Annotated in this window: 21 protein-coding genes; 16 read left to right on the forward strand and 5 right to left on the reverse strand. The window is 38.7% G+C overall.

What is annotated here, in order from left to right:
* Positions 1 to 57 precede the first annotated feature (57 nt).
* Positions 58 to 762: a tRNA1(Val) (adenine(37)-N6)-methyltransferase gene (locus tag VSAL_RS03165; RefSeq protein ID WP_012549368.1), complete on the reverse strand. Its 705-nt coding sequence runs from the start codon at positions 760 to 762 to the stop codon at positions 58 to 60.
* A 288-nt stretch (positions 763 to 1,050) separates the two neighbouring features.
* On the opposite strand from VSAL_RS03165, the gene brnQ reads away from it, so the two are divergent.
* Positions 1,051 to 2,364, forward strand: coding sequence for a branched-chain amino acid transport system II carrier protein (brnQ, locus tag VSAL_RS03170; protein ID WP_012549369.1), 1,314 nt, complete (start codon positions 1,051 to 1,053; stop codon positions 2,362 to 2,364).
* A gap of 128 nt (positions 2,365 to 2,492) precedes the next feature.
* On the opposite strand, the gene fldB is transcribed toward brnQ, so the two are convergent.
* Complete coding sequence (gene fldB, locus VSAL_RS03175) at positions 2,493 to 3,011, reverse strand: flavodoxin FldB (RefSeq protein WP_012549370.1); 519 nt, start codon at positions 3,009 to 3,011, stop codon at positions 2,493 to 2,495.
* Between the two features lie 142 nt (positions 3,012 to 3,153).
* Between fldB and xerD the strand changes: the two genes are divergently transcribed.
* The 6 genes from xerD (at position 3,154) to VSAL_RS03205 (ending at position 11,343) form a co-directional block, all read left to right on the forward strand.
* Entirely contained in the window at positions 3,154 to 4,050 is an 897-nt protein-coding gene (xerD, locus tag VSAL_RS03180; protein ID WP_023604098.1) for a site-specific tyrosine recombinase XerD, read from the forward strand.
* Between the two features lie 79 nt (positions 4,051 to 4,129).
* On the forward strand, positions 4,130 to 4,906 hold the full coding sequence (gene dsbC / locus VSAL_RS03185) for a bifunctional protein-disulfide isomerase/oxidoreductase DsbC (RefSeq protein ID WP_012549372.1): 777 nt from the start codon (positions 4,130 to 4,132) through the stop codon (positions 4,904 to 4,906).
* A 79-nt stretch (positions 4,907 to 4,985) separates the two neighbouring features.
* Entirely contained in the window at positions 4,986 to 6,725 is a 1,740-nt protein-coding gene (gene recJ, locus VSAL_RS03190) for a single-stranded-DNA-specific exonuclease RecJ (RefSeq protein WP_012549373.1), read from the forward strand.
* Between the two features lie 266 nt (positions 6,726 to 6,991).
* Positions 6,992 to 8,090 (forward strand): peptide chain release factor 2 gene (prfB, locus tag VSAL_RS03195; RefSeq protein WP_096325320.1). Its coding sequence is split into 2 segments (ribosomal slippage): positions 6,992 to 7,066 and positions 7,068 to 8,090, totalling 1,098 coding nucleotides; the frame shifts between segments, so codons are not numbered across the junction.
* A 13-nt stretch (positions 8,091 to 8,103) separates the two neighbouring features.
* A complete protein-coding gene (lysS, locus tag VSAL_RS03200; protein WP_012549374.1) occupies positions 8,104 to 9,609 on the forward strand; it encodes a lysine--tRNA ligase in 1,506 nt (501 codons plus the stop codon).
* Between the two features lie 396 nt (positions 9,610 to 10,005).
* The gene (locus VSAL_RS03205; RefSeq protein WP_012549375.1) at positions 10,006 to 11,343 is read left to right on the forward strand and encodes a sigma-54-dependent transcriptional regulator; all 1,338 of its coding nucleotides are present in this window, start codon (positions 10,006 to 10,008) and stop codon (positions 11,341 to 11,343) included.
* A 66-nt stretch (positions 11,344 to 11,409) separates the two neighbouring features.
* On the opposite strand, the gene mutH is transcribed toward VSAL_RS03205, so the two are convergent.
* Positions 11,410 to 12,078 carry a DNA mismatch repair endonuclease MutH gene (gene mutH, locus VSAL_RS03210; protein WP_012549376.1) on the reverse strand — a complete coding sequence of 223 codons (669 nt, stop codon included), beginning with the start codon at positions 12,076 to 12,078 and terminating at the stop codon, positions 11,410 to 11,412.
* Positions 12,079 to 12,671: 593 nt separating this feature from the next.
* On the opposite strand from mutH, the gene rppH reads away from it, so the two are divergent.
* From rppH to VSAL_RS03235, 5 genes are all read left to right on the forward strand, one after another.
* Positions 12,672 to 13,184: an RNA pyrophosphohydrolase gene (rppH, locus tag VSAL_RS03215; protein ID WP_012549377.1), complete on the forward strand. Its 513-nt coding sequence runs from the start codon at positions 12,672 to 12,674 to the stop codon at positions 13,182 to 13,184.
* A 36-nt stretch (positions 13,185 to 13,220) separates the two neighbouring features.
* Entirely contained in the window at positions 13,221 to 15,482 is a 2,262-nt protein-coding gene (ptsP, locus tag VSAL_RS03220) for a phosphoenolpyruvate--protein phosphotransferase (protein WP_012549378.1), read from the forward strand.
* The gene (locus VSAL_RS03225) at positions 15,483 to 16,286 is read left to right on the forward strand and encodes a sulfite exporter TauE/SafE family protein (protein WP_012549379.1); all 804 of its coding nucleotides are present in this window, start codon (positions 15,483 to 15,485) and stop codon (positions 16,284 to 16,286) included.
* A 10-nt stretch (positions 16,287 to 16,296) separates the two neighbouring features.
* Positions 16,297 to 17,148, forward strand: a complete 852-nt coding sequence (lgt, locus tag VSAL_RS03230; RefSeq protein WP_012549380.1) for a prolipoprotein diacylglyceryl transferase — start codon at positions 16,297 to 16,299, stop codon at positions 17,146 to 17,148.
* An 84-nt stretch (positions 17,149 to 17,232) separates the two neighbouring features.
* Positions 17,233 to 18,084 (forward strand): thymidylate synthase, encoded by an 852-nt coding sequence (locus VSAL_RS03235; RefSeq protein ID WP_044583384.1) that lies wholly within the window; start codon positions 17,233 to 17,235, stop codon positions 18,082 to 18,084.
* A 68-nt stretch (positions 18,085 to 18,152) separates the two neighbouring features.
* Here VSAL_RS03235 and VSAL_RS03240 read toward each other — a convergent pair whose 3' ends face one another.
* Entirely contained in the window at positions 18,153 to 19,298 is a 1,146-nt protein-coding gene (locus VSAL_RS03240; RefSeq protein WP_012549382.1) for a Na/Pi symporter, read from the reverse strand.
* A gap of 375 nt (positions 19,299 to 19,673) precedes the next feature.
* Here VSAL_RS03240 and nhaR point away from each other — a divergent pair, with 375 nt between their 5' ends.
* Positions 19,674 to 20,576, forward strand: a complete 903-nt coding sequence (gene nhaR, locus VSAL_RS03245; protein ID WP_044583182.1) for a transcriptional activator NhaR — start codon at positions 19,674 to 19,676, stop codon at positions 20,574 to 20,576.
* 50 nt (positions 20,577 to 20,626) lie between these two features.
* Positions 20,627 to 20,923 carry an ArsR/SmtB family transcription factor gene (locus tag VSAL_RS03250; RefSeq protein ID WP_023604104.1) on the forward strand — a complete coding sequence of 99 codons (297 nt, stop codon included), beginning with the start codon at positions 20,627 to 20,629 and terminating at the stop codon, positions 20,921 to 20,923.
* A gap of 121 nt (positions 20,924 to 21,044) precedes the next feature.
* Here VSAL_RS03250 and rpsT read toward each other — a convergent pair whose 3' ends face one another.
* Positions 21,045 to 21,305 (reverse strand): 30S ribosomal protein S20, encoded by a 261-nt coding sequence (gene rpsT, locus VSAL_RS03255; RefSeq protein WP_012549385.1) that lies wholly within the window; start codon positions 21,303 to 21,305, stop codon positions 21,045 to 21,047.
* A 221-nt stretch (positions 21,306 to 21,526) separates the two neighbouring features.
* On the opposite strand from rpsT, the gene murJ reads away from it, so the two are divergent.
* Entirely contained in the window at positions 21,527 to 23,086 is a 1,560-nt protein-coding gene (gene murJ, locus VSAL_RS03260; protein WP_012549386.1) for a murein biosynthesis integral membrane protein MurJ, read from the forward strand.
* A gap of 90 nt (positions 23,087 to 23,176) precedes the next feature.
* Positions 23,177 to 24,109, forward strand: a complete 933-nt coding sequence (gene ribF / locus VSAL_RS03265) for a bifunctional riboflavin kinase/FAD synthetase (RefSeq protein WP_012549387.1) — start codon at positions 23,177 to 23,179, stop codon at positions 24,107 to 24,109.
* The last annotated feature ends 24 nt before the right edge of the window (positions 24,110 to 24,133 follow it).

A 24,133-nucleotide genomic window follows, 5' to 3' on the forward strand; every position in this document is an offset into this window, starting at 1 on the left:
TAAATATGATATTAGCCAGACATTATAGTGATTTATTAGAGACGGATCACCGATCTTTTAAGCCATATTGAGATAAAAGTGTCTAGTGAGCTGAATAAAGTCATTACTATAACCATCTTTACTGTGAATTATTAATGTAGTCTCTTGATAAATATAAGGAAAAATTGATAGCTCAATCAATAATCTAGAAACATCTTTTTTTTCTGTGGTTTGTATTTTTGTTAGTTTTGTAAGGTGAAAACTGTGTTTTTTAGCAATTTCAATGAATTGATTACCTTCAATGAATGGAAGAATGAAACTTGCACGTCCTTTAGAGGACATTAATGCCTTACAGCATTTTAATAATTTATCAAAAGGTAGGCTATCAGTATGGCGGGCAATTGAGCGTTCACCTTTCTGTGATTGCTCACCATTATTGAAATAAGGTGGATTGCAAATAATAGCGTCATATAAATGAGCGGGGTGATAATGAAGAATATCTTGATGAATTAAGTGTAAACGGTTTTTCCAAGGGCTTTGAACAAAGTTTTGTAAAGCAACTTCAGCAGCAAGAGGCATTAACTCTACCGCATCAACATGACTATTTTCATTTCTCTGAGCACTCATAAGGCTTAATAACCCCGTTCCGCAGCCAATATCTAGAATATTTTTGCTTTGTTCAATATTAGCCCAAGCACCAAGAAGCACGCCATCGGTGCTTACTGGCATTCCGCATAGACCAATATTGATATGGAACTGTTTGAAAGTGAAGCCTTTATTCATTAGATGCTCATTTATAGTTATAGTTGTTAATTTTGTGTTTCTTATGTTAAGTGGTTTATTGTTCTATTTTAGATCTATTGTTAAATGCTTAAGTATTGAATTATGGTTCTTATTTTGGCCTATAAAACAGGGAATTAAACTGCTTGGTAGGTTGTGTTTGTATATATTATGGTGTTTTTATCTACACTATTGCGATTTAATGATTAATTGGTCATTATTCTTAAATAAATATCAAAAAAGATATAAAAATACGAAATCAAACACACAACATTATAAGAAGGGTTTTCTGTGAAACAATCACTAAAACTAACCGATATCATAGCCGTTGGCTTTATGCTTTTTGCCTTCTTTTTAGGTGCAGGCAACATTATATTTCCACCAATTGCAGGTCAGATGGCCGGTGAACATGTTTACAGTGCAATGGGGGGGTTCCTTATTACTGCGGTAGGTTTACCTCTTATGACCATTATTACTATTGGTGTAGCCGGTGGATCTTGGCAGCAACTTACTCGTGATTTACCACCAAAAGTAGCGATTATTATGGCTATTTTGATGTTTGTTATCATTGGGCCTGCATTTGCTGCCCCTCGTACAGGTTTAGTTGCTTATGAAATGGCTGCAAAACCATTTATGTCTGCTGATGCCGGACAAATATCATTAACACTATTCTCAATCGCATTCTTCTCAATCGCAATGTTTTTTGCCTGGTCGCAAGGTAAGCTTATCGATACGATTGGTAAGTTTTTAACGCCGGCATTATTCATTGGTTTAATCATTTTAGCGATTGCGGTATTTGTTAATCCACAAGGTGAGATTGTTGCAGCAACAGGGAACTATATCAATCAACCATTAACGACTGGTTTCTTTGAAGGTTATAACACCATGGATACGTTTGGTGCGTTAATGTTTGGTATTTTAATGATTGATGCATTAAAAAAGAAAGGCATTACAGATCATAAAGCGACCACAAAATATTTAACCGCAGCAGGTTGTATTGCGGCATTAGGCCTAGCATTTGTTTATGTCTCTTTATTCTACCTTGGTGCGACGTCTAGCTCTGTTGCTCCAGGTGCAACAAATGGCGGTGAGATTTTAACTGCATATACTCATGCGCTATTTGGATCTTCTGGCCAAATCGTATTGTCTATTATAGTTATGATCGCTTGTTTAACGACGGCTATTGGTCTTATTTCCGCTTGTGCTGATTACTTTAGTTCAATTTGTAAGGTGACTTATAAAACATGGGTTATTGTTGTTGGTGTCGCTTGCGCTATTGTTGCTAATGTTGGTCTAACTCAGCTTATAGCATTATCGGTACCAGTATTATTCCTACTTTACCCTATTGCGATGGCTCTGATTGTTTTAGCATTTTTACGTCATATGATGCCGAATCCTCGTCTGGCATACCGTGTCGTTGTTACTGTTGCAACTTGCTTTGCTGTATTAGATGCGGCGAAAGTGGCGGGTGCAGATATGTCGGCATTCTCGATGCTACCAATGTTTGATCGCGGTATGGCTTGGGTTATCCCTACGTTCGCTTCAATTATCATTGTTCGTTTTATTGGTAAGAAAGAAGACGAGTTAGTGACTAAAGAAGTGTAATTATCTCTAGATAATAGAGTTTCTTGCTTTTCTTCTATTAAGAGCTAATGCTGAACTTGTTAGATATTTAATTTTCTAACTGGGTCACATTAGCTCTTATTCGTTTTTGTTAGTAAAGTGATTTGAATTTAAAGAGAGTCGTGGTATTCCACTAGGATTTGTTCACACCATTGCTCAATACGCTCGTCACTTTTATCGTATTGGCTGTCTTCATCTAATGCCAAACCAACAAAGTGAGATTCGTCTTCTGTTAATGCTTTTGAGGCATCAAATACATAACCTTCATTTTTCCAATAACCAATGAAAGTGGCATCAGTCGCTTTTAATTCATCGTGTAATAACCCCATTGCATCTAAGAACCACTCGCCATAACCTCCTTGATCGCCAAGACCAAATAAAGCAATGGTTTTCCCTTTTAAGGACAGTCCGTCTAATTCTTCCCATACCGCCAACCAATCTTCTTGGATTTCACCAAAATCCCACGTCGAAATCCCGAGTATGAGCAGATCGTAGTCATTCATTGCTGACGCTGACGTGTCTTTAATATTGAAAATATCAACGATATCTTCACCAATGGTTGAGCGTATTTTCTCTGATGCCATTTCGGTATAGCAGGTAGAAGAACCATAAAATAGGCCGATTTTCATTCTATATTCCATAACAATGAGGATTAGTTGTAGTGTACCGCAAATGATTCTTAAAATTAAACTTGCATTGAAAGTCAGTTAAATTGTTTAATACTGTAATTCTAACCAGTATTTCTGGTATGCAGTCTTTGTGGTGATGGTAATGAATAATGATATGGCGTTGATCGAGCGTTTTTTAGATACCATGTGGATGGAACGTGGATTATCTGAAAATACGTTGTCTTCTTATCGAAACGATTTAATGAAATTATTGAATTGGTTAGATGAGAATCACTATAAGTGTGCTTCTATCTCTGCAATGGGATTAAATGAATACCAAGCTTATTTAGTTGATAAACAATATAAGCAAACATCTCGAGCTCGTATGCTTTCTGCTTTGCGTCGATTTTTCCAGTATTTACATCGTGAAAAAATTAGAGGTGATGATCCTACCGCGTTATTAATGAGTCCCAAGTTACCGCAACGATTACCGAAAGATCTAAGTGAAGAACAAGTAAATGACTTACTGGAAGCGCCTAATGTCGATGATCCATTAGAACTCCGTGATCGCGCTATGTTAGAACTACTTTACGCGACAGGTTTGCGTGTGACGGAATTAGTGAGTTTAACGATGGAAAATTTGAGTTTACGTCAAGGTGTCGTACGAGTTACTGGTAAGGGAGATAAAGAGCGTTTGGTTCCAATGGGAGAGAACGCGGTTTATTGGATTCAAACATTTTTAGATCAAGGTCGATCAACTCTATTGGGCGAAAAAAGCTCAGATGTGGTTTTTCCTAGTCGACGTGCAAGACAAATGACAAGACAGACATTCTGGCATCGCATAAAGCATTATGCCGTAATTGCAGGGATTGATACGGACAAATTATCGCCTCACGTTTTACGCCATGCTTTTGCGACACATTTGCTAAACTATGGGGCAGATCTTAGAGTCGTACAAATGTTGTTGGGACATAGTGATCTTTCTACCACACAAATATATACTCATGTAGCAACAGAGCGTTTGAAACAGATACATCAAGAGCATCACCCCCGTTCTTAATGAATGGGAACTTCTTGGTTTTTCTAAACTCTAATGATTTAAACGTTCTTACATCACACTTTTTTATAGGTAACCTTTTATGTCTTTTATTCGCCGTACTAGCGCAATGATTATTGCTCTATTGAGCGTCGCTTCTTTTACTGCTTGTTCTGATGAGCAAGTAAAAGAAACTGCAACACCGGCTTCTCCTGTAGTGGCATCTAATAGTGATTCAACAATTGCGATTACTCAACGATTAACGACATTAGGTTTACCTGTTGAAGCCATTCATGATTCTGATATTGATGGCTTCAAACAAGTTGAAACCCCATTTGGTATTTTTTACGTCTCTGATGACGGTAAGCACTTTATTCAAGGTCGAATTTTTGAGTTTGATGAAAATGGCAATATGAAAGATTTGTTAGCGGCTCGTTTCGCTAAGCTAGTCGATAGCCAAAGTGAGAACATGATCGTGTTCCCTGCAAAAAACGAAAAGTATGTGATTACCGTCTTTACCGACATCACCTGTGGTTACTGTACAAAACTGCATAAAGAGATGAAAGATTATAATGATGCAGGAATTACGGTTCGTTATTTAGCGTATCCTCGTCAGGGCTACCAAGGTTCAGTTGCCGATAAAATGGCGCAAGTTTGGTGTGCTGATGATAAACAGCAAGCGATGGAAGATGCGAAATCGAATCGCCCAATAAATGGTTCAAAACCCGCGACTGCTCAGTGTAAAAATATCATTAAAGAGCAATATCTTTTAGGTCGTAAAATGGGTGTAAATGGCACTCCAGCTATTGTTTTACCTAATGGCGATTTAGTTCCTGGTTACAAACCTGCGAAAGAATTGCTTGCCGATTTAGAAAAATAATTTCTCTTTCTTTAATCGAAATCCCCGTCTTGTTACGGGGATTTTTTGTATTTAATAAACGTAATGTTAGGCCAATATCATGATTGAAGTGAAACGTCGTATTATTCCTGTTATTCCAAACTTTCCGAGTTCAATTCCTTCAATCTTACAACGGATTTATGCGACTCGTGGGATCACATCTAATAATCAGTTAGAACGCGGTGCTAAGCATTTACTGTCATTTCAGTCAATGCATGGTATTGAAAAAGCGGTAGATATTTTAGTTGAAGCGATAGCAAAACAAACACGAATTATTGTTGTGGGTGACTTTGATGTTGATGGAGCGACGAGCTCTGCACTGTCAGTCATGGCATTTCGAATGATGGGCAGCAATAATGTGGATTACTTAGTCCCTAACCGTTTCGAAGATGGGTACGGATTAAGTCCTGATGTGGTTGATCAAGCCAAAGCAATGGGGGCTGAGATCATTATGACCGTTGATAATGGCGTATCATCTATTGATGGTGTCGCTGCTGCTAAAGCTTATGGTATGCAAGTGGTGGTGACGGATCATCATTTACCGGGGTCATCATTACCAATTGCAGATTCGATTGTGAATCCAAACCTTGAAGAGTGTGCCTTTCCTTCTAAATCGTTAGCTGGCGTAGGGGTTGCTTTTTATTTGATGTTGGCTATCCGTGCGCGTTTACGTGAAAACAACTGGTTTGAAACGCAAAATATTCCTATCCCTAACCTTGCTGACTTATTGGATTTAGTCGCTTTAGGTACCGTTGCTGATTTAGTGGCTTTGGATGAAAATAACCGTATTTTAGTGCATCAAGGTATTCAACGAATTCGAGCTGGGAAATGCCGTCCAGGAATTCAAGCGTTGATCGAAGTTGCCAATAAAGTGCCATCTAGGATCAATGCTTCAGACTTTGGTTTTGCGTTAGGCCCTAGAATTAATGCGGCAGGGCGTTTGGATGATATGTCATTTGGCGTAGAACTTTTGATGTCCAACAACATTCATGCTGCTCGTCGTATGGCGTCAGAATTAGATGCTTTGAATCAAACTCGTAAAGAAATAGAACAAGGCATGAAAGAAGAAGCGATGGCAATCTGTGAGCGCTTAGAGTTTGGCGCACAAAGTGAATTGCCATTTGGTTTAGTTTTATTTCAACGAGATTGGCACCAAGGTGTGATTGGTATTTTAGCATCTCGTCTCAAAGAGAAATACCATCGTCCAGTGATTGCTTTTGCTGATGGTGGTGATGGGTTAATTAAAGGATCATGCCGTTCAATCTCGGGTTTTCATATGCGTGATGCGTTGGATTTAATTGATACCCGAAACCCCGGTTTAATCTTAAAATTTGGTGGTCATGCGATGGCTGCGGGATTAAGTATTAAAGAAGTCGATTACAAGCGTTTCTCCCAAGCGTTTGATGACGTGGTCCGTGAATCAGTAGAAGAAGAAGCGTTAACTGGGGTGGTATTATCTGATGGCGAATTAATGCCAGAAGAATTTACGTTAGGTACCGCTGAGATCCTTCGTGCTGGTGGTCCTTGGGGACAAGCTTTCCCTGAACCTATTTTTGATGGTGAATTTAAAGTACTTAATCAACGTTTAGTCGGTGAAAAGCACTTAAAATTAATGTTAGAACCAATACATAAAGATTTTCCAACCAACAAAATGATCGATGCCATTGCCTTTAATATTGACGTACGTCGTTGGCCAGATGCTTCAGTACAAAAAGTGAAGTTAGCTTACCGTTTAGACATTAATGAATTCAGAGGCAATCAGACATTACAGTTAATGGTTGACTATATAGAACCAATATAGAGTCTTGATTTAGGGACTAAAGTTAATTTTAACTAAACCTTGCCTTAATAAATACTTAATGACTTGTTGCATTTATAGCCTGTATGAAAATGGAAAGGCTCGTATTCCAAGCTGAAGTTAAATAAAAAGGGATTTGGTGTGATGAAATTTACCCCATTTTCTAAAAGTGGATTGTTCTTGCTTTTAGAGGTTGAAATACCTCGATTTCTATCACACTTTTGGTTAAAATCGTTAGGTTATTTTTTATTCGGCGATGATAAAACACCATGTTCGAAATTAATCCTATAAAAAACCGCCTCCAGGATGTGTCTGAACGCACAAATATCCTGAGGGGGTACCTTTGACTACGATGCGAGAAAAGAGCGTCTAGAAGAAGTCAATGCAGAGCTAGAACAACCAGAAGTATGGAATGAACCAGAGCGCGCTCAAGCGCTAGGTAAAGAACGTGCCTCATTAGAAGCGATTGTTGAAACAATTGACCAATTAGATCAAGGCGGTGAAGACGTTGAAGGTTTACTTGAGTTAGCAGTGGAAGAACAAGATCAAGAAACACTTGATGAAATTGAACCTGAACTTGCTGAATTAGAAGCAAAACTGGCGACACTAGAATTCCGTCGTATGTTCTCAGGCGCGCATGATTCATCAGATTGTTATATTGATTTACAATCGGGTTCTGGCGGTACAGAAGCGCAAGATTGGACATCCATGATGCTGCGTATGTATTTGCGTTGGGCGGAAGCGAAAGGATTTAAAACCGAAGTTATCGAAATTTCTGATGGTGATGTTGCTGGTCTTAAAGGCGCAACCGTTCGAATCTCTGGTGAATATGCTTATGGTTGGTTACGTACCGAAACGGGTGTACACCGTCTAGTTCGTAAATCACCTTTTGACTCAAGTGGTCGCCGACATACCTCATTTGCTTCAGCGTTTATCTATCCTGAAATTGACGATAACATTGAAGTGGATATCAATCCTGCTGATTTACGTATTGATGTATACCGAGCTTCTGGCGCGGGTGGTCAGCACGTAAACACCACTGAATCTGCGGTTCGTATTACTCACGTTCCGACAAATACAGTAGTGCAATGTCAAAATGATCGTTCTCAGCATAAAAACAAAGCACAAGCGATGAAGCAGTTGAAAGCGAAACTGTTTGAACTTGAGCTTCAGAAACAAAACGCAGAGAAACAAGTAAACGAAGATTCCAAATCTGATATTGGGTGGGGCAGTCAGATTCGCTCATACGTATTGGATGATTCGCGCATTAAAGATTTGCGTACCGGCATTGAAAATCGTAATACGCAAGCCGTTTTAGACGGCGATTTAGATAAATTTATCGAAGCCAGCTTAAAATCTGGATTATAAGAAAGGGTTCATTATGACTGACCAAGTACAACTAGATGAAAACAAACTGATTGCAGAACGCCGTGGTAAATTAGACCATATCCGTCAAGCATGTAAGGCTAATGGCCACCCGAATGACTTCCGTCGTGACAGTCTTGCTGCGGATCTTCAATCGGAATTTGGTGAAAAGACCAAAGAAGAGCTAGAAGAATTAAACCACATTGTAGCAATTGCTGGACGTGTAATGGCGAAGCGCGGTCCTTTCTTATTGATCCAAGAAGTGTCTGGCAAGATCCAAGCTTACGCATCAAAAGATGTGCAAAAAGAGCTTAAAGAAAAATACCAAGGCCTAGATATCGGTGACATCATCGGTGTTAAAGGTGCTCTACATAAATCAGGTAAAGGCGATCTTTACGTGAATATGGAAGAGTTCGTACTGCTAACTAAAGCACTACGTCCATTGCCTGAAAAATTCCACGGTTTAACTGACCAAGAAATGCGTTACCGTCAACGTTATGTTGACCTTATCGTAAATGAAGATTCTCGTACTGCATTTATTATCCGCTCTAAAGTGGTTTCTGCAATTCGTAACTTCATGGTTGATAAAGGCTTCATGGAAGTTGAAACGCCAATGATGCACGTTATCCCTGGTGGCGCATCGGCTCGTCCATTCGTTACTCACCATAATGCACTTGATGTTGACATGTACTTACGTGTTGCACCTGAGCTTTATCTTAAACGTCTAGTTGTTGGTGGTTTTGAGCGTGTATTCGAAATCAACCGTAACTTCCGTAATGAAGGTCTTTCTCCTCGTCATAATCCAGAATTCACAATGATGGAATTCTACATGGCGTACGCAGATTACAACGATCTTATGGATTTAACAGAAGCAATGCTATCTCAAGTGGCTATTTCTGTTTTAGGCAGCGATAAAATGCCTTACGGCGAATACACAGTAGATTTTGGCGGTAAATATGCACGTTTGAGCATGTTAGACGCAATCAAAATGTACAACCCTGAGCACGCTGAAATTCAAGCGCTAACGTATGACGGCGTTCAAGATCGTGATCTTATGGTTTCTATCGCGAAATCAGTTCATGTAGAAGTAGAAAGCTTCTGGACATGTGGTCAACTTCTTGAAGAAATCTTTGGTGAAACAGCGGAACCTAAGCTAATGCAACCAACGTTCATTACTGAATACCCAGCGGATATTTCACCACTGGCTCGTCGTAATGATAATAATGCTTTCATTACTGACCGTTTTGAATTCTTCATTGGTGGTCGTGAAGTTGCAAATGGCTTCTCTGAGCTGAATGATGCACAAGATCAAGATGAACGCTTTAAAGCACAAGTAAGCGCGAAAGAATCTGGTGATGATGAAGCAATGTTCTACGATGCAGATTACATCACTGCACTTGAGCACGGCTTACCACCAACAGCAGGTCAAGGTATCGGTATTGACCGTCTAGTAATGTTATTCACTAACACTCACACTATTCGTGACGTGATTTTATTCCCTTCTATGCGTCCACAAGCATAAGTTGAATAAAAAAAATAGATAACAAATTGAAAGAGCGGCTTTTTAGTCGCTCTTTTTTTATCTGAATTATGACGATATAAAGTGATAAATTTAAAATAAATAGCAGTTATGATTCAATTGACTTAATTTTTACAATTCTCTTCTTACTCACTAATACCTCTAAAAAGTAATTAAAACATGATTCCTTATGGCTTTTTTTTGATTAATTCTCATTAATGAGTCTGCTATGAGGCTGTTATGTTAATTATCAGCTATTATTTGGTGTGATTTCATGTTTTTTTTGTTAAAACAATGACGGCCATCTCGTTTGTGAGACTCGTGTTCGTCTTAAAACCTGTATAGTCGTTCTTAAGAGATATTTTAGTTGGTTTATATAAAGAATTTAGAGGTAGTTTTATGGGTACTCAGTTTCGTATGGATTCGGTTCCTGGTTCATTAGTTGTCGTTGGTGGTAGCTACGAACCTTGGTTAGCGGTCTTAGAACAAGTAGGTTGGCGTTGTCACCGTTGTTACGACTTACGTGCAGCACAAACATTATTTGACGAAATTGGACCATGTATTGGGATTGTTGATTTAAGCCAAGATGATTTCAGTTTAAATGGAATTGCCACGCTAGTTAATAATAATAAACAAGTGCGTTGGATCGCGTTTATTCGTGAATCTCAACTGGGTTCTGATACGATTTGCCAATTTATTGTGAATTTTTGTATCGACTTTTTTACCGCTCCAATTCCTGATGCGCAGCTATTGAGTACTATCGGCCATCAACTGGGAATGCTAAAGCTTGAGCGTAAAGTATGGCCAAATTTGGGAAATAAATCAGATTTAGGTATTTTAGGTGAGGCGCCAGCAGTGAAACGCCTAAGAGATCAGATCCGAAGAGTTGCCCCTACCGATGTCTCTATTTTAATTTCGGGTGAGAGTGGTGTAGGTAAAGATGTCGTTGCTAAAGCGGTGCATGATTCTTCAGGTCGTAATAAAGGTCCCTTTGTATCGCTGAACTGTGGTTCATTGTCTGAAGTGAAAATTGAACAAGAATTATTTGGTTTGAATTCTGAATTCCCAGAAACATCAAAATTATTACAAGCCAATGGTGGTACATTATTTTTAAATGACATTAATGATTTACCAGTCAGCCAACAACAACTTTTATTACGTTTTCTACAAGAAAGCAATATGGAAACGCCTCAAGGACTTGTTGATCTTGATGTTCGAGTTATTGTTGCAAGTCATATTGATCTTGAAAAAGCGATCGAAGAAGGGGACTTCAAGGAAGAGCTTTATTATCGCTTAAATGTATTGCGTATTCATGTACCTGCATTAAAAGAACGCAGTTCAGACATTTCGATTCTAGCAGAGCATTTTTTACAGCGATATGCGAAAGAATATAATACTCAGGCACGTACTTTCTCAGAAGAAGCACTACAAACGATGATTCATTACCCATGGCCTGGTAATGTGAGAGAGCTGGTTAATCAAGTGAAACGAGCGGTATTACTTGCTGATAGTATGACGATTGATCTTGAGCATTTGGATCTTCCTCAGCGTAATGATACAAAACGCAGTTTACGCACAATCCGTGAAAATTCAGAACGTGATGCTTTACTATTGGTTCTGGAATCACATGATGGTCAAGTATCATCAGCAGCGAAAGAGTTAGGGGTATCCCGTGCTACGATGTACCGTTTATTGAATAAACATAACCTTATTTCTGAGCCAAGAACATACAGTTAATTCGTACAGTAAGCGAGTAACTCACTCATGTTTAAAGCCATTGTATTTATAAATACAGTGGCTTTTTTAGTTAAAAAAGGATGTTAATATAGAGTGGGTAAAGTGCGTTTTTAAGTAAAACCCTCTAGGTAAGGTTTTTATTGGCTGACCATTATCACCATAGGCTTCTGTTAATGCTCTACTGTTTGCTGCTTTTGGTCTTAGTTGTAATACTTCCCCATGCCTTGCCGTAATCGATTCTACTTTTCCTAACACGATGAGATCCATTAACTCTTCCCAATCTTGTTGTAATTGTTGTTCTTCTTTGATTGATGGTTTCCAAAGTACTGGGTAACCGACATGACGATCACCGACCGGAATTTCTCTTTCACCTTCCACGGGGATCCACAATACATGAGAGAGCTTGTGTCTAACGTGTGATTCTTTCCATTGTAGGCTATGTACGCCAGTTAAGGGCGCGACACACACAAAGGTGGTCTCTAATGGTTTACCAGAATGACTGATTGGAATTGTTTTTAATTCAATATCAAGATCAATGAAATCAGGTACAGGTTTACTGCCTGCTGACGCACCAAGATGCCATTCGAGTAATTGACCTACCCAGCCTTTATCGCGCTTTAAATTTTCAGGAACGGGTATTCCAGCTTGCAGCGCAAGTTCAGCCAACGTATAACCAGCAATGCTTTCTGCTCTAGACAACAGTTCATCAATTGTTTTAGGTGGTAAGGGAGTCATAGGCCTTAAATTGATTAGATAAAAGATAAGATTACCATATTCTTCATTTTTTTTTGAGTTTGTCTGGATCGAATAAAGTTATCCACATTATGCTATATTTTTCTTCCTTAGCTATTTTTCTGGATCTATATACAGTGCTTTATTTATGAATAACTTATTGACTTTTCAATGGCCTAGTCATTAATTACGACTTAGTTGTGGATAGTTGGCACATTGTTCGATCTTTAACCGATCTGTGTTTATATTATTCAAAGGCTTTTTTTGACAAACGATCCTTTAAAAGAACCCCTCACTAACCTTATGTTTATTATCTGATTTATTGTTTTTGAATGCAGCTCATATTGAAGGCTAAGGATTCACTGCTTTCTCTATTTATTCGCTCTTTTAGGTTTCTACATAAAGTTATGCACAGAAAAGGTGAATAAATGTGGAGTAGCTCTCATTGTTATGTTGATAAGTTACTCGATGATTAAAAGTTATTCAGAATTAACGGTTATTTTAGTAAAACGTGACAAGAAAGCGTGATCCTGTTTGCTCAAAGAGACGATCTGTGAAAAAATCAAGGGAATATAAGTTTATGATGAGGTCATCCTGTGATAGATGGCGATGGTTTCCGCCCGAATGTCGGGATAGTGATATGCAATAGCCATGGTCAAGTATTCTGGGCGAAGCGATATGGACAGCATTCATGGCAGTTTCCGCAAGGTGGTATTGATGACGGTGAAACTCCAGAGCAAGCCATGTATCGTGAATTGTATGAAGAAGTCGGTCTAACTAAGAATGATGTACGTATTTTAGCAAGTAGCCGTCATTGGTTACGCTATAAACTGCCAAAACGTTTAGTTAGATGGGATTCAAAGCCTGTTTGTATTGGACAGAAACAGAAATGGTTTTTGTTACGCTTAGAATGTGATGAATCTAAGGTGAACATGCAAAGAGATCGCTCACCTGAGTTTGATGGTTGGCGATGGGTAAGTTATTGGTACCCAGTAAGACAAGTTGTATCATTTAAGCGAGATGTTTATCGTCGAGCTCTTAAAGAGTTTGCGGCAATTGCAATGCCGTTTAAAGAACGAAAATTTAAAAGGAAAGGTAAAAAAGGGTAAGCTGTCTATACCTTATAGCCTTAAGGATTGGTCAGTATGCTTACTCAACTCAGGGATATTGTTGACCAAGTCGCTAAAGCGGAATCACTGGATGATGCTTTAGCGTTATTGGTTAAAAGTACGCGCCATTCAATGCGCACTGAATGTTGCTCAGTTTATCTTATGAGTAATGACAGCCTGCGCTTAGAATTAATGGCAACAGAAGGCCTGAAGGCCAAACCTAACACGGTTTCCTTAAGTATTGATGAAGGCCTTGTGGGTTTAGTTGCGCGCAGCTGTGAGCCTCTTAACTTAGCAAATGCCTCTGTTCACCCCTCATACAAATACATACCTAGTATTGCTGAATATAAATTTAATTCTTTTTTGGCGACACCGATTATTTATCGACGTCAAAATCTTGGGGTTCTGGTTGTTCAGCAAAAAGAAAAACGTCAATTCACCGAAGTAGAAGAATCCTTTATTGTGACTCTGTCGGCGCAATTGGCTGTGGTTCTTGCTCACGCTAAAGCACAAGAGAGCTGGTCAAGCCAACTTCAACTAACGTCTGTTAATCAAAAGCAATTTAAAGGATTGTCAGCATCGACTGGAGTGGCTATCGCCCCTTTGTGGTTTGATGATGCTCAACCTAACGTTGAAGCGGTTTTACCGAGTTCTTGTATTGATATAGAAAAAGAACAAGATCGACTTGGTAGTGCTATTGAGTTTGCATTAAAAGATTTTCGTCGAGCAAAAAAGAGATTTGAACAAGAGTTAAATACAGAAACCTTAGCTATTTTTGATCTGTTTACCCACTTATTGAATGATCCGATGTTGAAGGGGGATCTTAAAAAACAGATCAACCAAGGAGATTCTGCTGAGTGGGCATTACGTCAGGTTATTGAGTCTTATGCCGCGCGTTTTGGACGCATGAGCGACTCTTATTTAAGTGAAAGAGCGAATGATGTTCGAGAATTAGGGCAGCGTTTACTTTATTTCTTAAATTATGAGAATAAATTTGATCTCGAACTCTCGGAACCAGTCATCTTAGTAACGACCCAGCTAACAGCGTCGATGCTTGCCAGTATTCCTAGAGAAAAATTAAAGGCGGTTATCTCATTAGAAGGCGCGGCGAACTCTCACGCGGCAATTCTATCAAGAGCGCTTGGTATTCCTGCGATCATGGGGGTTGAGTTTAATCCTGCGCATTATCATCAAAAGCTTGCCATCGTTGATGGCTATAGTGGCATGCTATACATAAAGCCGACAGAGGCTTTAGTTCAAGAATATATTGAACTGCAAAATGAAGAATTAGCCTTATCTCAGCTTATTACTCTGGATTTAGATAAGCCCACCTTTACTCGTGATGCCCATCAAATGAGAATACATTTGAATGCAGGTCTCAGCGCCGACACCACGATTGCTGTAAACCAAGGTGTTGATGGTGTTGGTCTTTATCGAACGGAAATCCCGTTTCTTTTACAGCAGCGCTTTCCTTCTGAAGAAGAGCAATATCTTCAATATAAATCGATTTTAGAAACCTATATTGATAAACCCGTCATCATGAGAACATTAGATATTGGCGGGGATAAACCATTACCTTATTTACCAATAGAAGAAGACAACCCATTTTTAGGTTGGCGCGGGATCCGTTTTACTTTGGATCATCCTGATATTTTCTTATTACAGTTAAAAGCAATGGTAAGAGCGAATATCGGTAATAATAATCTTTCTATCATGTTACCGATGATTTCTGGTATTCCAGAGCTAAAACAATCAAGAAAGTTGATCAATCAAGCTTATGAAGAAGTATTGAATGAATCGGGTGTTTCTTTTGTTCTACCTCGGATTGGTATGATGATCGAAGTGCCGTCTATGTTGTATTTACTCCCAAGAATTACTGAGTTGGTGGATTTTATTTCTGTCGGGACAAATGATTTAACACAATATTTACTCGCGGTTGATCGTAATAATTCAAGAGTTTCTCATGTGTATGAGTCATATCATCCTGCGGTGCTATTGGCTTTAAAGCAGATTATCGATACGGCTCAGCAATATAATTTACCGGTGAGTGTGTGTGGTGAGTTGGCTGGCGATCCTATTGGCTGTTTATTGTTGATGGGATTAGGTTACGAACATCTCAGCATGAATACCTCTAACGTGGCCAAAGTAAAATACATAATTCGTAAAGTTACATTAGAAGAAGTAAAAGAGATTGTTGAAAAACTTTTACACCATGATGATGCAGAGAGTATTTTGGCTGATATGATGGTCTTTTTTGAAAAGCATGATCTTTCAGGATTCATCAGAGCAGGAAAATAAATGGTCATTAGTGTATGGGAGCTATTTGCTCTCTATCTTGCCTTAGGCAGTATTGTTGGTGTTATGGCAGGGTTATTAGGGATTGGCGGGGGCTTATTAGTTGTGCCTGCATTACTTTGGTTACTGCCCCAAGCTGGGATTTCCCCTGATATTGTGATGCAAATGGCGTTAGGAACTTCTCTGGCGACGATTATTTTGACATCCGCGTCATCTGCATTGAACCATTTACGGTTAGGTAATGTCGAATTCAAACTCATTAAAGGGTTAGCACCGGGCGTTATTGTTGGTGGTTTTCTAGGGAGTTATGCGGCTGAATTAATTCCTAGTCAATATTTACCTAAAGTATTTGGTGTGATTGTCTTACTATTAGCTTTACAAATGTTATTAGCGTTAAAATTTACAGCGACAAGACCGTTACCATCGCCATTAAAAGTGGGTATTAGTGGTGGGTTCATAGGTGTGATATCAAGCCTTGCAGGGATCGGTGGTGGTTCACTTACCGTACCTTATTTAAATTTTCATGGTGTAGAAATGCGAAAAGCCATTGGGAGTTCTTCATTATGTGGAATGCTTATCGCAATGGCAGGTATGATTGGCTTTATTATTCATGGTGCACAAGTCTCTGATTTACCACCAATGAGTTTAGGCTATGTTTATTTACCTGCATTATGCGGGGTTGGACTTACCTCCATTTTTACAACCCGTATTGGTGCAAAGTTAACATCGTATTTACCTACACCAACATTAAAAAAAATCTTTGCCGTATTTCTAGTATTTATCGGCACTAAAATGTTCTTAGGATAAGAGAGTAATCATGAGTCAGGGGTATTTAAACTTCCCACATATCGATCCAATATTATTTCAAATTGGACCATTGGCGATACGTTGGTATGGCTTAATGTATTTATTTGGTTTTATGTTTGCATTATGGCTAGCAAATAAACGCGCAGATAAACCAAACAGCGGTTGGACGAAAGATCAAGTCAGTGATCTTCTTTTTGCCGGCTTTCTTGGTGTCGTTATTGGTGGTCGAATTGGTTACGTCCTGTTTTATAATTTTGGATATTTCCTAGATAATCCGTTGTATTTATTTGAAGTATGGACCGGTGGAATGTCTTTCCATGGTGGGTTATTAGGTGTTATTAGTGCGATGCTTTGGTATGGCTATAAAAACAACCGTAGCTTTTTTACCATTGCTGATTTTGTTGCACCCTTGGTTCCGTTTGGCTTAGGCGCGGGTCGTTTAGGTAATTTCATGAATGGTGAATTGTGGGGAAGAGTCACTGATGTGCCTTGGGCGATGGTATTCCCTAGCGGTGGTCCATTTCCGCGTCACCCATCGCAATTGTATGAATTTGCATTAGAGGGAATTGTACTCTTCTTAATTTTGAACTGGTTTATTCGTAAACCTCGCCCATTAGGGGCGGTTTCTGGTTTATTCTTATTTGGGTACGGCACATTCCGTTTCTTGGTTGAATATGTTCGTGAACCTGATGCACAATTAGGGTTGTTTGGCGATTGGATCTCAATGGGACAAATTCTATCATTACCAATGGTGATAGGTGGTTTATTGATGATGGTTTGGGCATTTAAGCGTAATCTTTATGCGACTGATTTGAAGAACAGTGGCGATAAGCAAAATAGCTCAAAACAAAAAGCAAAATAAGCTAGAATAGCGATAATAACGATTTTTAGTAATGGCCTCTTCGTTAGAGGCCATTTTTTTAAGCCAATTTTAGAGAGCATGACCGTGAAGCAGTATTTAGACTTATGCCAACGTATCGTTAGTGAAGGGACTTGGATTGAGAACGAGCGCACCGGAAAGCGTTGTTTGACGGTAATTAATGCCGATTTAACTTACGATGTTGCCAATGGTGAATTTCCTTTAGTGACAACTCGCAAGAGTTTCTGGAAATCTGCGGTTGCCGAAATGATTGGTTATATTCGTGGTTATGATAATGCCGAAGATTTTCGTCAGATTGGTACTAAAACATGGGATGCCAATGCGAACTTAAATAATGCTTGGTTAAATAACCCTCACCGTAAAGGTGAAGATGACATGGGACGTGTATATGGCGTTCAAGGTCGTTCATGGGCAAAACCGAATGGTGAGTTCGTTGATCAACTAAAAAAGATCATTGATGATTTAAGTCAAGGCATTGATGACCGGGGTGAAATTTTAAATTTCTATAATCCGGGTGAGTTTGATATAGGGTGTTTGCGCCCGTGCATGTACTCACACCACTTTTCACTATTAGGTGACACATTATACTTAAATAGTACTCAACGCTCTTGTGATGTCCCTCTAGGCTTAAATTTCAATATGGTTCAGGTGTATTTTCTACTGGCTATCGTTGCTCAAATTACAGGACATAAAGCCGGTAAAGCGTACCATAAGATTGTGAACGGTCACATTTACGAAGATCAACTTGAATTGATGAAAGACGTTCAGTTAAAGCGTGAACCGTTGAAAGCGCCGGTCTTTAAGATTAACCCTAAGATTACTTCTTTAGAAGATTTAGAAACCTGGGTCACAATGGATGATTTTGAAGTGATTGGCTATGAAAGTCATGAGGTAATAAAATACCCATTTTCAGTATAATAGGTACTGAAAAATAAAAAGCCCCAGAGTGATTACCACTCTGGGGCTTTTTTATTTATCTAATCAGTTTACACGGTTAACGCTAAAACACTGCCAGGAAGGATAATAAATACAAAGCTTAAATATCCAGCCACAACACCTTTGTTGCGGTTTGCCATTTCAGCAATCCATTCTGCGCCTTTCAGTGGCAATTCACGTAGGAAAGGAGTGCCATAAATAACTAAGGTAGCAATAACATTAAAGCATAAGTGAACCAGTGCAATTTGCAGAGCAAATACTGCGTACTCACCAGAGACTGCAGTCGCTGCTAATAACGCGGTAACACACGTTCCAATGTTTGCTCCAAGAGTAAATGGATATACATCACGAATTTTAAGTACACCAGTTCCAACTAAAGGAACCATTAGGCTTGTTGTTGTCGATGAAGATTGAACTAATACCGTCACAACAGTACCAGAAGCAATACCATGCAAAGGACCACGACCAATTGCACTCTTTAGAATGTCCTTAGCACGGCCAACCATTAAGCTCTTCATCAATTTACCCATTAAGGTAATCGCGATGATAAGAATCGCAATACAAAGGCCTATCATCAGTAACCCCCCCGTCATACTTCCGAAGGTAGACAACGGTTCTTTGATTGCACTAATTACTGGTTTTGTAATTGGTTTAATGAAATCAAACCCTTTAATACTCATGTCGCCTGCGTTTAGCAGTGGAGATACCAACCATGCAGATAATTTTTGGAAAATACCAAACATCATTTCTAGTGGTAAGAAGATGGCAACAGCAAGTAGATTAAAGAAGTCATGCACGGTGGCACACGTAAAAGCACGTCTAAATTCAACTTTACAACGAGCGTGACCAAGGCTGACCAGAGTATTGGTTACTGTTGTTCCAATGTTTGCACCCATCACCATAGGGATAGCCGTTTCTACTGGTAAACCACTGGCTACTAATCCAACAATAATTGAGGTTACTGTAGAAGATGATTGAATTAATGCCGTTGCCACTAAGCCGATCATTAGACCTGCTATTGGGTGAGAAGCAAATTCAAATAGAACTTTAGCTTGTTCACCAACAGACCATTTAAATCCTGTTCCGACCATTGCAACAGCTAATAAAAGAAGGTAAAGCATAAATGCTAAGTTTGCCCAACGCAGCATGCGTGAGGTATTGCTCATTGTTGCTGCAGGAATTGATTGGGTATTCATAGTAAAGCTCCGTACCGAAATAATAGGTTGTCGGTTTATTTAATCTGAAGCGATAGTAGATAATGAATATTTCAGAAATATTACAGTGGTGGATAAAACGGTAATAAATTCGTCACACAATGTGGTATGGGATTTTTTATGTTTGAATTTTATTTTAATTTGTTGATATTTAAGTGATTTTATTCTTTATGACAAAAGGTAATATAAATTATTTTTTGAAACTATTTTGTTCTATATTGCGTAAAGATGACGTTTATAATAATTTGAATACGGAATATCCGATGTTTTTGGTGTTTTGTTGTACTTTTTACGAAATGAATGTCTTCGTTGTCATAAATGACGTATCTTTTGGAAAAGATCAATGTAGGAACCGTTATGTCACATTTAAACTATAACCATCTTTATTATTTTTGGATGGTGTGCAAACAAGGATCGGTAACTAAAGCTGCTGAAGCATTATTTTTAACGCCTCAAACGGTGACTGGACAAATCAAGGCATTGGAAGAACGCGTTGATGGCAAATTAACGAAACGTAATGGACGTAACATTGAGCCAACAGAATTAGGGCAATTAATTTATAAATACGCCGATCGTATGTTTGGCCTTAGTTATGAGATGTTAGATATCGTTAATTATAGTCAACAATCAAATGTGCTATTTGATGTTGGCGTTGCTGATGCTCTTTCTAAACGATTAGTGAGTAAAGTTCTTTCAACCACGATTCCTGAAGATGCATCAATACATCTTCGCTGCTTTGAATCGACCCATGAATTGCTACTTGAACAGTTATCTCAGCATAAATTAGATATGATCTTATCGGATTGCCCTGTTGACTCAAGCCAGAATTCTGGACTTTTCAGCAAAAAATTGGGTGAATGTGGAATGAGTTTTTTCTGCTCTAAAGAAATGACGGATATTCAATTCCCAGAAGTATTAGAGATAAAAAAGGTACTGATCCCTGGCAGTCGAACATCAATGGGAAGAAAGGTGGTTCAGTGGTGCGATCAGCAAGGTATTACGCCTAATATCTTAGGGGAATTTGATGACGTTGCTCTAATGAAGGCCTTTGCCCGTGAGAATGACTCTGTATTTTTAGCCCCAACGGTTTATATGAATGAGGCTGATTCTGATCTTTCTTTGCACCGAATCGCTGACGTAAAAGATTTAAAAGAAGAATATTACGTTATTTTTGCAGAACGAATGATTCAGCATCCGGCAGTAAAAAGTATTTGTGAAGCTGATTTTTCACAGTTATTTGATTTTAATTTGCAAAAATAGAATGCTTTAAGCTAAATTAGCAGGAACTAAATTAGATGGCAGGTATATTTATGGATTTACAACAAATGGAGAAAAACGCTCCGCAAGCAGTCACACTACTAAAAGCAATGGCTAATGAACGTCGATTATTTATTCTTTGTTTATTGCTGGAAGGTGAACTTTCAGTAGGTCAAATAGCAGAACAGTTGTCATTAAGTCAATCTGCATTGTCTCAACATCTTGGTTGGTTGCGTAAAGATGCGTTGGTTTCGACAAGAAAAGAGTCTCAAACTGTGTTTTATTCATTAAGCAGTCATGAAGTTAAATCAGTAATCCAATTATTACATAATTTATATTGTTCAAAATAAAACAGAATTAACGTAGATAAGGAAGATGAAGAGGTGACACTCTTTGTTTTCTAAATAACAGACATAAAAAAACCGACCTAGGTCGGTTTTTTCTTATTTCTAACTGAGAATCAAATTTCTATTAAAGAGCTTTGATTGCTGCAGTGAAACGCGCTTTATGACGTGCAGCTTTATTCTTATGAATAAGGCCTTTAGTCGCCATGCGGTCTAGAAGTGGAGTTGCAATAGCTAGTGCAGCAGTTGCAGCTTCTTTATCACCAGCTTCAATAGCTGCGATAGTTTTTTTCATGTAAGTGCGCATCATTGAACGACGGCTAGCGTTGTGCTGGCGACGTCTTTCAGCTTGAGTTGCGCGCTTCTTAGCAGATTTACTATTTGCCAAGGGTTTAACTCCCAAAAACGTAGTTCGGTGACAATTTAAGGTCGGGAAATATGCACCCATTGAACCTAAATGTCAAATGATTTGTGTAAAAACCAAGCTGTCTCAAACAAAAGTTTGATGAGAATGGCAAAACACGGTTAAGATGGCGTGCATTCTAACAGCATTTTTTACAGTTAGTAAGCTCTTTATGGTCATCATCACCATCTTTGTGAGGTTTTTTTGTGAGTAAACGACTTTTACGTTCTGGCTTAATCGTCAGTATCATGACTTTAGTGTCTCGAGTACTCGGTTTAGTCCGTGATGTAGTAGTGGCAAATTTAATGGGCGCAGGGGCATCTGCAGATGTTTTCTTCTTTGCGAATAAGATACCTAACTTCTTACGCCGCTTATTTGCTGAGGGGGCTTTTTCACAAGCCTTCGTCCCTGTATTAACCGAATATCACGCCAGTGGTGATGATAATAAAACGCGAGAATTAATTGCGAAAGCGTCGGGAACTCTTGGTGTGCTTGTCACCATTGTTACTTTTTTCGGTATTTTAGGCTCTGGTGTCGTAACGGCATTATTTGGGGCTGGTTGGTTTATGGATTGGTTGAATGATGGGCCTAATGCGCCTAAATTTGAGCTTGCTAGCTTCTTATTAAAAATAACCTTTCCTTATCTCTGGTTTATTACTTTTGTTGCTTTATCCGGTGCGATTTTAAATACGTTAGGTAAATTTGCCGTTTCTTCTTTTACTCCTGTTTTTTTAAATGTAGCCATTATTGCTTGTGCCTATTTTATTTCACCAAACTTAGAGCAACCTGAAATTGGGTTAGCGATTGGTGTTTTTCTTGGCGGTTTAATTCAATTCTTATTCCAGATCCCATTTCTTTATAAAGCCAAAATGTTGGTTCGTCCGCAATGGGGCTGGAATGATCCTGGTGTTGTAAAAATTAGAACCTTAATGATCCCTGCATTATTTGGGGTATCGGTAAGTCAAATTAACTTATTGTTTGATACTTTTATCGCGAGTTTTTTAGCGACGGGTTCTATCAGTTGGCTTTACTATTCGGATCGTTTATTAGAGTTCCCATTAGGGTTATTTGGGATTGCTATTGCCACTGTGATCCTACCTGCACTCTCTCGTCAGCATGTTGATGCAAAAGGGGCGGGGTTCTCTAATACGATGGATTGGGGAGTTAGAATGGTTATTTTACTTGGGATCCCTGCAATGTTAGGTTTAATGGTATTAGCAAAACCTATGCTAATGGTATTGTTCATGCGTGGTGAATTTTCACCAAATGATGTACATAACGCCTCGCTGTCTTTGATCGCCTATGGGTCTGGCTTATTAAACTTTATGTTAATCAAGATATTAGCGCCTGGTTATTATGCAAGGCAAGATACTAAAACTCCGGTTCGTTACGGCATCATTGCGATGGTTACGAATATGGTTTTTAATGCTATTTTTGCGTCTTTCTATGGCTATGTTGGCCTAGCAATGGCAACGGCATTGTCTGCATTTGTGAATATGGCATTATTATATCGCGGATTACATTTAGCGAATGTTTATAAATTATCAAAAGAAACCATGATATTTATTGTGAAATTGGTTTTATCTGGTGCCATTATGGTTGGCGTTTTATTGTGGTTTATACCAGCAATGAACGTATGGCTTGAGTGGGATCTAGCAAAAAGAATGGCCATGTTATTAAGCTTTATTGCTCTTGGTGCGGTAAGTTATTTAATTCCTGCTGTGATATTGGGTTTGCGCCCACGTCAATTACGAGTTAATGCATAATCTTGTTATTCACTGAGTTGAGTGGTTTGGCTAGTAAGATTAGTATATAATTCGTCAGTTTTTTTGAGCAAATAAATTGATATTGAGATAATGGAATTAATCCGAGGCATTCATAATATTACGCCAAACCATCAAGGTTGCGTAATGACTATTGGTAATTTTGATGGCGTTCACTTAGGACATCAACAAGTATTACAACAAGTTAAGGGCAAAGCTAAGCAATTAGGTTTGCCTTCTGTTGTAATGACATTTGATCCTCAGCCAATGGAATTTTTTGCTAAAGAAAAAGCGCCAGCTCGACTGACTCGTTTACGAGATAAATTTGTTCAGCTTAATAAGTTGGATATAGATCGCCTGCTTTGTATTAATTTTAATCATAAATTTGCACAGCAAACGGCAGATGAATTTGTTGAACACTTGTTGGTTAAGCTATTGGGTGTTAAGTTTCTGGTTATTGGTGATGATTTTTGTTTTGGAAAACATCGCTTAGGCAATTTCGATATGCTACAAAAAGCGGGTGAAAAATACGGCTTTGAAGTAGTGAATACAAAAAGTTTTTGTATTGAGAAACAGAGAGTCAGCAGTACTGCAATTCGTAATGCGCTTGCTGAAAACAGATTAAAAGATGTCGCCGTGATGTTAGGGCGAGATTACAGTATTACCGGCCGTGTATCCCATGGTCGAAAGTTGGGGAGAACGATTGGTTTTCCTACAGCAAATATTCCATTGAAGCGTTGTGTTTCTCCTGTGTCTGGCGTTTATGTTGTTCAAGCCAAAGACAGCAGTGGTAAGCAATTAGGTGGTGTGGCCAATATTGGTCATCGCCCAACGGTAGATGGCGTTCGTCAACAACTTGAAGTTCACTTCTTTGACTATAAAGGCAATTTATACGGTCAACAATTGGATGTGGAGCTACTTTGTAAGTTGCGTGATGAGCATAAATTTGAGTCATTTGACGCTCTAAAACAACAAATAGAATTAGATTCTCAGGCAGCGCGGGTGTGGCTGTCTGAAAACAAATAACATTTCATTTCGCCCAAGTAACGG

The sequence above is a fragment of the Aliivibrio salmonicida LFI1238 genome (assembly GCF_000196495.1).
Taxonomy (GTDB): domain Bacteria; phylum Pseudomonadota; class Gammaproteobacteria; order Enterobacterales; family Vibrionaceae; genus Aliivibrio; species Aliivibrio salmonicida.